This window comes from bacterium, assembly GCA_019912885.1.
In the GTDB taxonomy this organism is placed as follows: domain Bacteria; phylum Lernaellota; class Lernaellaia; order JACKCT01; family JACKCT01; genus JAIOHV01.
Genome location: JAIOHV010000206.1, coordinates 36,031 through 46,960 on the forward strand (window position 1 = coordinate 36,031; position 10,930 = coordinate 46,960).

At 61.3% G+C, this 10,930-nt stretch carries 11 protein-coding genes; 9 read left to right on the plus strand and 2 right to left on the minus strand.

Features of this window, described 5'->3' with window-relative positions:
• Nucleotides 1–107 precede the first annotated feature (107 nt).
• Nucleotides 108–1,910 (minus strand): AMP-binding protein, encoded by a 1,803-nt coding sequence (locus K8I61_18480; GenBank protein MBZ0274031.1) that lies wholly within the window; start codon nt 1,908–1,910, stop codon nt 108–110.
• Nucleotides 1,911–3,205: 1,295 nt separating this feature from the next.
• Between K8I61_18480 and K8I61_18485 the strand changes: the two genes are divergently transcribed.
• From K8I61_18485 to K8I61_18510, 6 genes are all read left to right on the plus strand, one after another.
• The gene (locus tag K8I61_18485; protein ID MBZ0274032.1) at nt 3,206–3,553 is read left to right on the plus strand and encodes a hypothetical protein; all 348 of its coding nucleotides are present in this window, start codon (nt 3,206–3,208) and stop codon (nt 3,551–3,553) included.
• Nucleotides 3,554–3,556: 3 nt separating this feature from the next.
• Complete coding sequence (locus K8I61_18490; protein MBZ0274033.1) at nt 3,557–3,832, plus strand: hypothetical protein; 276 nt, start codon at nt 3,557–3,559, stop codon at nt 3,830–3,832.
• A gap of 539 nt (nt 3,833–4,371) precedes the next feature.
• A complete protein-coding gene (gene xseB, locus K8I61_18495) occupies nt 4,372–4,620 on the plus strand; it encodes an exodeoxyribonuclease VII small subunit (GenBank protein MBZ0274034.1) in 249 nt (82 codons plus the stop codon).
• The gene (dxs, locus tag K8I61_18500) at nt 4,607–6,535 is read left to right on the plus strand and encodes a 1-deoxy-D-xylulose-5-phosphate synthase (GenBank protein MBZ0274035.1); all 1,929 of its coding nucleotides are present in this window, start codon (nt 4,607–4,609) and stop codon (nt 6,533–6,535) included. Before xseB ends, dxs begins: the two co-directional genes overlap by 14 nt.
• Nucleotides 6,536–6,542: 7 nt before the next feature.
• Nucleotides 6,543–7,313 carry a TlyA family RNA methyltransferase gene (locus K8I61_18505; GenBank protein MBZ0274036.1) on the plus strand — a complete coding sequence of 257 codons (771 nt, stop codon included), beginning with the start codon at nt 6,543–6,545 and terminating at the stop codon, nt 7,311–7,313.
• Between the two features lie 85 nt (nt 7,314–7,398).
• Nucleotides 7,399–7,662 (plus strand): hypothetical protein, encoded by a 264-nt coding sequence (locus tag K8I61_18510; GenBank protein ID MBZ0274037.1) that lies wholly within the window; start codon nt 7,399–7,401, stop codon nt 7,660–7,662.
• Nucleotides 7,663–7,671: 9 nt separating this feature from the next.
• On the opposite strand, the gene K8I61_18515 is transcribed toward K8I61_18510, so the two are convergent.
• The gene (locus tag K8I61_18515) at nt 7,672–8,217 is read right to left on the minus strand and encodes a penicillin-insensitive murein endopeptidase (protein MBZ0274038.1); all 546 of its coding nucleotides are present in this window, start codon (nt 8,215–8,217) and stop codon (nt 7,672–7,674) included.
• 13 nt (nt 8,218–8,230) lie between these two features.
• Here K8I61_18515 and K8I61_18520 point away from each other — a divergent pair, with 13 nt between their 5' ends.
• From K8I61_18520 to K8I61_18530, 3 genes are all read left to right on the plus strand, one after another.
• A complete protein-coding gene (locus tag K8I61_18520) occupies nt 8,231–8,623 on the plus strand; it encodes a hypothetical protein (GenBank protein MBZ0274039.1) in 393 nt (130 codons plus the stop codon).
• Between the two features lie 5 nt (nt 8,624–8,628).
• On the plus strand, nt 8,629–9,522 hold the full coding sequence (locus tag K8I61_18525) for an HDOD domain-containing protein (GenBank protein ID MBZ0274040.1): 894 nt from the start codon (nt 8,629–8,631) through the stop codon (nt 9,520–9,522).
• 303 nt (nt 9,523–9,825) lie between these two features.
• Nucleotides 9,826–10,930: hypothetical protein (locus tag K8I61_18530; protein MBZ0274041.1), on the plus strand; the 1,105-nt coding region annotated here is incomplete at its 3' end.

Genomic DNA, 10,930 nt, shown 5'->3' on the forward strand with positions numbered 1-10,930 from the left:
CGGCGCTTGCCATGCCGAACGATGCGAATTCGTTTTTGTTTCATGTCGATGGGAAAAAGGCCGCGCAAAACGCGGCCCTCTCGTTACGCGATCGTTTTCTCCCGGCGCTACGCGCTCTTTTTCTGCCCCTGCTTTTCCTTCCACGCCTTGTAGATGGGATCGGCCTCCTGAAGCTCGCGGCGCATGACCTTGCCGATGGCGTTTTTGGGCACCTCGTCGATGATCTCGACGTGCTTGGGCACCTTGTAGAACGTGATGTTTTCCTTGGCCCATTTCAGGATGTCGTTCTCGCTCACTTTGCCCTTTTTGTCCGGCGCGACGACGACCCAGGCCTTGATGCACTCCGGCGGGTTCTCGTCGTCCGGCAGGCCGGAGACCGCGACGTCGGTTACCGCCTCGTGCCCCAGGAGCAGCGTCTCGACCTCGGACGGGAAGACCGACCAGCCCTTGTTCTTGATCAGCATCTTCTTGCGGTCGTTGATCGTGATGCGGCCCTTCTCATCCATGAATCCGATGTCGCCGGTGAGAAGCCACCGCTTGCCGTCCATCTCGACGATCGTGTCGTCCGTGTCTTCCTTGCGGTTGAGGTACCCGAGCATCACCTGCGGTCCGGCGACGATGATCTCGCCGGACTTCGGCTTCTGCTCGCCGTTCGCATCCTGCTCCATTGTGCCCGGCTCAATCGTGATCTTCGGATCGCCCGCGTCGACAATGCGCCAGTCCGTGCCCGGCACCGGCATGCCGATCGTGCCGATCATCGACTCGCCCCAGAACGCGTGCGCGGAGACGATCGGGCTCGTCTCGGTCAGGCCGTATCCCTCGGCGAGCTTCGCGCCGGTCTTGGCCTCGAACGCCTCCTGAACCGGGCGGTGCAGCGGGCCCGCGCCGGAAACGCAAAGCGAGAGCTTGCCCTTGAGGTCGTAGTTGCCGATGCCGTCAAACTCCGCGACCTTCTTGAAGAGGATCTCCGCGCCCGGGAACATCGTCCCTTTGGGCGGGCCAACCTCGACGATCGTCTTGCACAGGTCGTCCATGTCCGGCGGCTTGGGGAACAGGATCTGCATCATCCCGAGCCGGACGCACATGTTCATGACGCACGTGTGCGCGAAGCTGTGGAACAGGGGCAAAATGCCGAGGATCGCCGCGCCCGCGCGCATCTTGAAAAGCCAAAGCGCGGCCTGATCGGAGTTCGCCACGATGTTGAAGTGCGAGAGCATCGCGGCCTTGGGCACGCCGGTCGTGCCGCCGGTCATGATGTAGGTCGCCACGTCGTCCGGATCGATGTCCACCTTCGGCGGTGACGCGGGCGATTTCATGAGCTGCGTGAAGTCCTTGGCGTTCGGCACGTCGGCCTTGGGGATCTTGCCGAGCAGCCCGCCGAGCGTTTTCTTGATCGGCGAGAGCTTCATCATGTCGGTGATGTTCGTCTTGACGTAGATCTTCACCGGCGACTTCTCGCGGATCGGCGCGACGATCGGATCGTAGAGGATATCGAGCACCACCATGCCCTTGGCGCCGATGGTGTTGAGCTGGTGCAGCACCTCGCCGGGCTTGTACGTGGGATTGCAGCCCGAGACGATGACGCCAAGGCGCATGCACGCGTAGTAGCAGACGACGTACTGGAACGAGTTGGGCAGAAGCAGCGCGATGACGTCGCCCTTTTTGAAGCCCAGGTTCGCAAGGCCCGTCGCGACGCGGTCCGACATCTCGTCGAGTTCGCGATACTTCATGCGCACGCCCTGGAACCAGACGGCGTCCTGCTCGGGGTGTTCCCGGGTCGTGTCTCGCAGTACCTGCCCGAGCGGCTTGTGCACGAACGTGGCGTTTTTCGGCACCTCCGCCGGCCAACCGGCGCCCTCGGCGAACCACGGCCGGCTCTCGTCGACGAAATAGGGATTGTCGGTCGTCATTGGTCATTCCCCCGGATCGGAGCGAACCCGGACGTACCTCGCGAAATCCGCGAGCACGCCGGATGCGTGCGTTGGCGTTTGTACGCGCTGCAAAAGCAACGGAAAAATCGAGCCGCAAATTTAGGCGGAGCGCACGCACGGGTCAAGGCGCGCGCGCCCGACGGCGATGTCCGAGCCGCAAATGAAGCGAAGCGAAATGCGCGGGTTGTGATGTCGGCGCCGCGAGCGCCGGCACCCCGGGACCGCGGGCGGCCCGCCCGCTTCGATTGCGATTCCGCGACGTCAGAGCCGCGCGCGTCAGCAAGCGGTCGCCCGGTTCGAAGCCACGAGCAGCCGGTGTTAGGGAGAGCCGCCGTCCACTCAACGCGCCGTCGCATACACATCGCGCCGCGATTTGGAACCACGGAAAGACTCACCCGCCGCATTTTTCTATTGCTTTGGCGGCACAGCCGTGTTAAACATTGTGGCCATGAGCGCATCCGTACCAATCACGAGCCTCTCTTCAGAAAAAGCCGCCAACCGACCGGCCCGCCAAGGACTGAAAGGCACCGATCTTATCGCAATTCTTATTGAAAGAGTTAGCGCAATTCTTAGCGGCGAAACAAGGGCCGCTGTAAATAAACCACAACAATAGTCACGGCAGTAAATAGCGGCATAATTGCGTTGAAATCGGGAATGAACTAGTAGCACGCGAATTATAAGAAAGGAGACAGCAATGCCACGTCAATTTGGAGGCGCGCTCGAGAGATTCGTCGGCAGTATGGTCTACGGCTTTTGGGTAATTATCGGAACTGGAGTGTTTTTGTTCTTTCTGCCGGAAATCATGGAGGCCCTTGTTACAGTGGCGGGGTTCTTGCTTGGAGTGACAGTATTTTTCCTTGGTCTTGCAGCTGGAAGAGCAGGCGGATAAGGAAGGAAATGGAAAATGTCGTAAAAAAGCGATGTCGTATATTGAAAAAAAATGCGGGTTCCTGGGTAGGCGGCGATAGGCGGTCTTGCCCCAAGAGCGACGACAGGCGCGACGAATACGCAGCAAATACGGAGCATTAGTTATCCGGCGAGGAAAACTAATCAGAACGCGTAATGCACTGATTTTTACGTTTTGAAAAGGAAACTCAATAGGTCGCTCGGAGAAAGCGCAGGTAAAGCTGTCGTGCAGAAAAAATTGCCCACAACAAACGAGGTGACAAATGCGAAGTCATTCTGAATCGAAAGTCGTGTGCCATTATCTTTGTCGCGCATTGGAGTTCTATCGCAGGTCTTGGAGAGTTCGAGCGAAAAGCAGGCGCGTACCAATGTCCTGGCATAATGAATTTCGTTATCTCTTTGCGCTACAAACGATTTTGCATAAACCGCGCCGACCCGGAGATGGTTTTCCCGAGGATATAAACGGTAAGCGATTCGTCATTGACGGAAATGTTTTGCGTAACAAGGGACTGCCATATGGTGGCATCGTTTGTGTCCAAGAAATAAGGAACGAATACATAGCGATGCCTGTGCTCAGTGCTAAATCGTACGAGGGCGATTGGCTTGGAATTAGCCAAATTGCGGACTTGTTGAGCCTTGGATTCATAGTTGGCGTCGACGTAGTTATTCCAGGCGACGATCATTTTCCCCGCGAGAGGCAAAAAGAGATAAAATAGCAATTGGATAGAATTAGAAAAATAATTCTTGATGGCGAAGAAGTGTTGAAGGAAAAGAAAAAAATGCAAGGGCTTGCGAAAAGCTCTACTTCTATTGAAGAACGGCGCCGATTGACGGAGCAAGCACGAAATCTAGAAGAAGAATATCGTAACAATCGCGACGATGAGGAAGAATTGGACCAACAAATAATGGTGGCAATTAGCGAAGGAAATAAGTTACGCGTTGTGGCGTGGTGTGCTTGGATCGCTCGAGAGTCATTGTCGAGTAACAGCGATTAGGCGGCGGCAAGCAGGGCGCGAAGCCGCGCACCGAAAATTAGGACTGCGCGCGTCGATTCCCGTGTTCCGAGGGAATGCGGAATTGGTGTATCGCTAGAGGGGACGTATCGTCACTCGTGACGCCATCTCGTAACGCGATCAGGAAGGCCGCTTGCTGACGCGCGCGGCTCCGTTCGTCGCAGCGTCCGCGCCTCCGCGCGTCCGCGCCTTCGCGCGAGCCATGCGATTCGCGAACGCAACCGCGCGCTCCGCTTTGCTTCGCTTGCGGCCCTGACATCGCCGTGACTCCGCCATCCCGCGGCACCGCGTGAGGTTGTTCCGAAGCAGGCGGGACGCCCGCGCTCCCAGGCGACGCGCTGCGTAAGACCGCTTTCGGTTGATTCTCGCGCGACGAACCGGGATAATGCGCGCTTGACTGTTCCGCCCCGGTTTTGGGGACGGAAGCGGCGGCGGGGAACGTGAAACGAAACGCCAGGAAATCGGAAGCCGGCGGCTGCGACACGACGGCCGCGCGTGACGGCGAGACCTTTTCCGCGCGCATGGAGCGGCTCGAAAAGATCGTTGAACGCCTGGAGGGCGACGACGTGGGGCTCGAGGAGGCGCTCGCCGCCTTCGAGGAGGGTGTGAAGCTCTCGCGCGCCCTGTCCGAGAGCCTTTCCGGCGCGGAAAAGAAGATCGAAATCCTTTTGCGTCAGCCGGATGGAACGGTGGCGATCGAGCCGTTCGATCCCGGCCTTGACGATGCCGATTTGCATGAGGGACATGAAACCGACGATGACGACACTTGAAGCGACGCTGACCAAGGTCCGCACGAGGGACGCGGAGGTCCCGATCCTCCCGCGCATCCAGGACCCGGCCGACCTGCGCGCTCTGCCCGAAGACGCGCTCGAACAGGTCTGCCGTGAGGTCCGCGAATACCTCATCAACGTGGTCAGCCGGACCGGCGGGCATTTTTCGAGCAATCTCGGCTCCGTCGAGCTGACCGTGGCGCTGCACTACGTCTTCAACACGCCGTACGACAAGCTGATCTGGGACGTCGGCCACCAGGCGTATCCCCACAAGATCCTCTGCGGCCGGCGCGACCGCCTGCACTCCATCCGCCAGTTCGGCGGGCTTTCCGGCTTTCCGCACTACGACGAGTCCGAGCACGACATGTTCATGATCGGTCACGCCGGAACGAGCATCTCAAGCGCGATGGGTGTGTGCGAGGCGTGCTGGCTCGCCGGCGAGGACCGCAAGGTCGTCGCCGTCATCGGCGACGGCTCGCTGACCGCGGGCATGGCGTTCGAGGCGATGAACCACGCGGGGCACAGCAACCGCGCGCCGATTGTCGTTCTGAACGACAACGACATGAGCATCGATCCGAACGTCGGAGCGCTTTCCTCGTTCCTGTCGCGCCGGCGCATCGGTAAGACCGCCCAGTCGATCAAAAACGGTATCCGCGCGTTTCTCGAGGCGATGGGCCCGATGGGCGAAAACGCCATCGGCGTCGCCAAGAAGCTCGAGGAACACACCGTCGGCCTCGTCTCGCCCGGCTCGCTGTTCGAGGCGCTGGGGTTCACGTACGTCGGCCCCATCGACGGCCACGACATCCACACGCTCGTGGACACCCTGCGCGCGGTGAAGAACACGGCCGGCCCGGTGCTCGTCCACGCGCTCACGGTGAAGGGCAAAGGCTACGCGCCCGCGGAGGCCGATCCGCTGAAGTACCACGGCATCTCGAAGTTCGATCCCGCGGTGGGCATCGTCAGCGCGCCGTCGAAAAAGACCGCCGCGCCGACCTACACGGATGTCTTCGCGGACGCGGTCGTGGACATGGCGCGAAAGGACACGTCCGTCGTCGGCATCAGCGCCGCGATGCTATCCGGCACGGGGCTCATCAAATTGATGAAGACCTTCCCCGACCGCTGCTACGACGTCGGCATCGCGGAGCAGCACGCCGTCACCTTCTCCGCGGGCCTGGCCAAGATGGGCTTCAAGCCGATCGCCGCGATCTATTCGACCTTCCTGCAACGCGGGTTCGATCAGGTCGTGCACGACGTGCTTTTGCAAAATCTGCCGGTCGTCTTCGCGCTCGATCGCGGCGGCCTCGCGGGCGCGGACGGCCCCTCGCACCACGGCGCTTTCGACATCGCCTACCTGCGCGGCCTGCCGCGCATCGCCCTCATGGCCCCCAAGGACGAGGCCGAGTTGCGCGACATGGTGTATTCCGCGGTCGAATACCGCATGCCCGTTGCGCTACGTTACCCGCGCGGCAACGGCCCGGGCGCGGCCGTCGGCGCGGGATTCAACCTGCTGCCGTTCGGAAAGGGCGAGCTGCTTCGCGAGGGCGATGACCTTGTCATCGTCGCGTACGGCAACCGCGTCTACCCCGCGTTAACCGTCGCCGAGGCGCTCGCGAAGGAAGGCAAGAGCGTCGCGGTCATCAACGCGCGCTTCGCCAAGCCGCTCGACGCCGGCCTCATCCTGCCGTGGGCGAAAAAGACCCGCCGCGTCGTCACGGTGGAAGACGGTGCGCGCCGCGGCGGATTCGGAAGCGCGGTGCTCGAACTGCTCGCCGAAGACGATGCGACCGGCGTTCGCGTGCGCATGGTCGGCCTGCCGGACGAATTCGTCGAGCACGGAACGCAGCAAGAACTGTGGACCAAATACGGTATCGACGAGGCGGGCATCGAAAAAGCCGTCCGCGAACTTCTGCGCTGACGCGGAATTGCCGACGCACGCACGCGATAGCAACCCCAAAAAATTCCGCCTTGATCGCGCCCTCGTCGAGCGCGGGTTCGCCCCCACGCGCGAGCGAGCCCAGGCGATGATCCTCGCCGGCATCGTGTTCGTCGGCGGCGAGCGCGCGGACAAGGCCGGGCGCGAGGTTTCGCCGGACGCGGCGATCGAAATTCGCGGCGACGCCAATCCCTACGTTTCGCGCGGCGGCCTGAAGCTTGAACCGGCCCTCGATCATTTCGGCATTAACGCAAACGGCCTGGTGATCCTGGACGTGGGCATCTCCACCGGCGGCTTCACCGATTGCCTGCTTGCCCGCGGCGCCGCTCGTGCGATCGGCGTGGACGTGGGTTATGGGCAAGTCGCCTGGTCGTTGCGAAGCGATCCGCGCGTGCGTCTGCTCGAGCGCACCAATGCCCGGACGATCACCCCGGAGGCGATCGGTGAGACGGTCGATCTCGCGGTTATCGACGTCAGCTTCATTTCCCTGCGCCTGGTGCTGCCCGCCGTCGCCGCTTGCGTAAAGGAGGACGGGCGGATCCTCGCGCTCGTCAAACCGCAGTTCGAGGCGGGCCGGGGGCGCGTCGGCTCCGGCGGCGTCGTGCGCGACGAGGCCGTGCGCGTGGACGCCATCGAATCGGTGCGACGGTTCGCGCGCGAAAACCTGCGCCTCTCGGATCGGGGCGCGTTCGACAGCCCCGTCGAAGGACCCAAGGGAAACCGCGAGTGTTTCGTCCTTTGGGAAAAATCGCCCGCGTAACAACCGTTTCGGACCGAAAATCATGTTGACGCCCGTTGATTCCCGCGCGTACTATGTAATGGATATAACATATCGGAGGTCAGCAATGGCCGAAATGAACCTGCGGCAAACCCTGTCGGTGTGGTGGTCTTTCTTGTGGAGGGCGGCCCTCGCCAGCGCCGTCGCCGGAGCCATTCTGTCGTTTTTCGGCGGCGTGCTGATCGGCACCGTGACGCAATTTGAGGTCGCGCGAAAGGTCGGCATCGCGATCGGTTTGATCGCGTCGATTCCGATCAGCGTCTGGGCGCTCGATTCGGCGCTCAAGAAAAAGTATCAGGGGTTTTCAATCACGCTGGTGCGCCATCCCTGACGGCGCGGATCAGTCAACGCACCAGTAGTCCGCCGGCGGGCAGTGGAAGCGGATGTGCATGTGATCGCGGTGGCCGGACGCGTGACGGATGACGCCCGCGCGCGTGCCGCGCTTGCGCGGAAATTGAAACCACGTGCTCAGCCGCTCGCCGGAAAACGCGAGACCGACGTGCCGGCGCAAGGCGTCGGCCAGCGTGCTGTCCAAAAAAATGTACTGAACGCGGTCGGTCAAAAGCAGCGTCTCGATGAATAGCCACGTCGTTGCGACATCCAGGGTTTCGGGCGTCGCTGTTTTGAACGACGATTCAAACTTTCCGTTCAATTTGTAGAGGGCGATATCGACGTCGCGGCCCGACTGATGGCTGCGGTGCGGCGAAAGCGGCCCGCCGCCGTCGATCGAGATATCGCCCATCAGAAGATCGGGCGCTCCCGGCGAGTTCGCCTGCGTTTCGACGATGGCGCGGGTGAGCAGCGCGACCGTTTCGTCCGTCCCGAAGACGCGGTCGGGGTTCGCGACGCGCACGCCGGGAAACGGCACGAAAAGGGCGCCGTCCACCAGGTGGCCGCCGTTGGGCCGGCGAATCGATCCGGTCGGCCGGGTGGGACGGATTACGCCTTCGGGCTCGACGGCCGGCCGTGGCGCGCAAGCGGATGCGACGAGCGCGGCGCAAACGGCGGCGGTGAGCGAAAACCGGCGTCGGGTTGCCAATCCGTTCATATTATTGTCGTTTCGGTCGTTCGATCGCGCGGGTTTACCGATTGATCGCGCCGTTATCATACCTAAAGGAGATGTTGAGGATCAAGCTCGAATCAAGTTGATTTCTTTCCAGAATTGCGTCACATATCGGGGGCGCTCCGTCACGGATCATGGCGGCCGCCCGCCGGCGCTGCTGGGTCGCTTGCGAAAGATCGCGGCTCCGGCCACGATTGCGGTCGGCGATATCTCGTTCGCCCAAGGATAAAAAAAGTGACGCAAACGGATAACGAGATTCTTCGACATCTTGACAAGGTTCGCGATTTTCCCACGTTGCCGCGCGTGGTGACCCGGCTCAATGAGGCGGTCGCCAGCCCGCATACCTCGACCGCCGACGTCGCATGCATTCTACAGGACGACCCGGCCGTTTCCGCCAAACTCCTGCGGCTCGTGAACTCGGCTTTTTATGCACGGGGTAACCGCTCGGAAATTACGTCGGTGCCGTTTGCGGTGGCGCGGTTGGGGTTTCGCGAAGTCCGTAACCTCGTCATGACGCTCTCCGTTTTCAGTCAGTTCCAGCAAAAAAGTTCGGTTCTGGATCTTCCGAATTTCTGGCGCCACAGCATTTCGGTGGCCGTGGCTTCGCGCGTCGTTCACGGGTTTGCCGTCAATTCCGGGGAGCACACACCGCCGGCGCCGGAGCCGGACGGCGAATACGCGTGCGGTCTTTTGCACGATATGGGCTTGCTTGTCCTGTCTCTCTATTTTCCCCAGAAGTTGCGCGACGTGCTGAAGCAACACGCTCAGTCCGGGTATACGCTCCACGCCGTTGAGGAGGAGATGCTCGGCGTTACGCACGCAACCCTCGGCGGGTTCGTCGCCCGCATGTGGCAATTGCCGGAATTCGTGGCGATCGCGATCGAAAATCACCACACGCCCGATCAGGCGCCGGAATCCGCACGGCGATTGTCGTACGTCGTGCAACTGGCGGATTACGTTTGCAATCTTCATTGGCCGGCCCACACCGTGGAAGCCGCGCTTGGCGAAGAACAAAAGCATCTGGCCGCGGTGAAGGCGCTCGGTATCCGCGTCAAGCAGATTCCCGAAATCCTCGATCTCGTCGGCGAGGAGGCGTCCCGCTCCCAGGTCATTGTCGCGCTCGGCTAAATGTCCCTCGGCGGCCGATTCCAGGCCGATTTTCGCGCTCCTCCCCCCGGCTTCGCATCATGCGGGCCGTGATTTCTCTTACTTGATAATTTTCCATTTGCAATTTCTTGTGTTTGCCGCTATTTTCACCCCTCGTTTCAACGCGTCAGAAAAATATACGACGGAAATTCGTGGAATTGAGCATCGCCCGGGGGGGAATCGATGCGCCATCATTCGAACGACCGACCCGCGCGCCATCGTGGTGCGTCGCCGGCCGGATCCGGGAGCCGCCACGCGGCACTAAGGTCCGTCTCCGTTGCGATGATGCTCGCGCTCGTCCTGCTGTTTGCCGGTCACGCGCAGGCGGCGATTCGATCGACGACGGGCACGGTCGTCGACTGGTTTGACGAATACGACAAGGGCGACGATTTCGACATTCCGGTCACGAGCGCGATCGACGGTCCGTGGACCAATGGCATCCCCACGAATTATTATTACATGGACAACGCCACGGTTTCCAACGGCGTGTCGCTATACAATATTGAAGGCTTCGACTTTCTGGTCTATTACTATTTCGGCGTATCGGGCGGCGTCGTCGAGCGGTTTAATGCCGGCGCATGGAATCTTGAGTCGCTGGCGCCGGACTTCCTGACGTACACCGTTCGCGCCGCCATCGCGGGCAACGAAGTTTTCGTCAGTGCGGGCGGTATCGACGGCGCCATGGCGCCGAGCGCGAACACCTTTTATCGATACAACATCGCGACAAATACCTGGGACACGCGGGCGTCGGTGCCGGGCGGAAAGACGTGGGCGCCGCAGCTCGTTGCGCTCGACGGCTACATCTACATGGTCGGGGGCGGCGACCTTTCGAGCGGATTCGTGCCGTCAAACCAGTTATTGCGTTACGACCCCATCGGCAACACGTGGCTGGCGCGCGCGAACATGCCGGGTGCGCGCGGGTTTCATTGTGCGTTTCCGTACAATAGCCAGATCTACGTCGTAGGCGGCTTTGACGGCGCCAGCGCCCTTTCGACGGGATACATCTACAACCCGGGGACAAACACCTGGTCCGTCGACGCAACGAGCCTGCCCGCGGCTCGTTGGGGCGCGGCTTGCATGGGGTCCGGCGGCGGGGGGGAACGTTTCATCCTCGCGGCCGGCGTTGATTCGGGCGGATCGCTCGCAGCGAATTCCTATTTCCGGAACGCGGCCGCGGGCGGCGGCTGGTCTGATTTCGGCAACATGTTCCGTCCCGTCTACCGCACCTCGGGCGCGGTCATCGGTAATACGGCATACGTGGTGCAGGGCGCGGACGGGAATTATCCGTTCTACGCGTTCAACGACATCACGATCGTGCAGAACAGCCCAATCCCGACGACCACAACGACGACGACAACGACGACGACCACAACGACGACGACCACAACGA

Excerpts from the sequence above, each read along its gene's own strand:
- K8I61_18480 (MBZ0274031.1), bottom strand. The coding sequence starts at position 1,910 with ATGACGACCGACAATCCCTATTTCGTCGACGAGAGCCGGCCGTGGTTC.
- K8I61_18485 (MBZ0274032.1), top strand. The coding sequence starts at position 3,206 with ATGTCCTGGCATAATGAATTTCGTTATCTCTTTGCGCTACAAACGATT.
- xseB (MBZ0274034.1), top strand. The coding sequence starts at position 4,372 with ATGGAGCGGCTCGAAAAGATCGTTGAACGCCTGGAGGGCGACGACGTG.
- dxs (MBZ0274035.1), top strand. The coding sequence starts at position 4,607 with ATGACGACACTTGAAGCGACGCTGACCAAGGTCCGCACGAGGGACGCG.
- K8I61_18510 (MBZ0274037.1), top strand. The coding sequence starts at position 7,399 with ATGGCCGAAATGAACCTGCGGCAAACCCTGTCGGTGTGGTGGTCTTTC.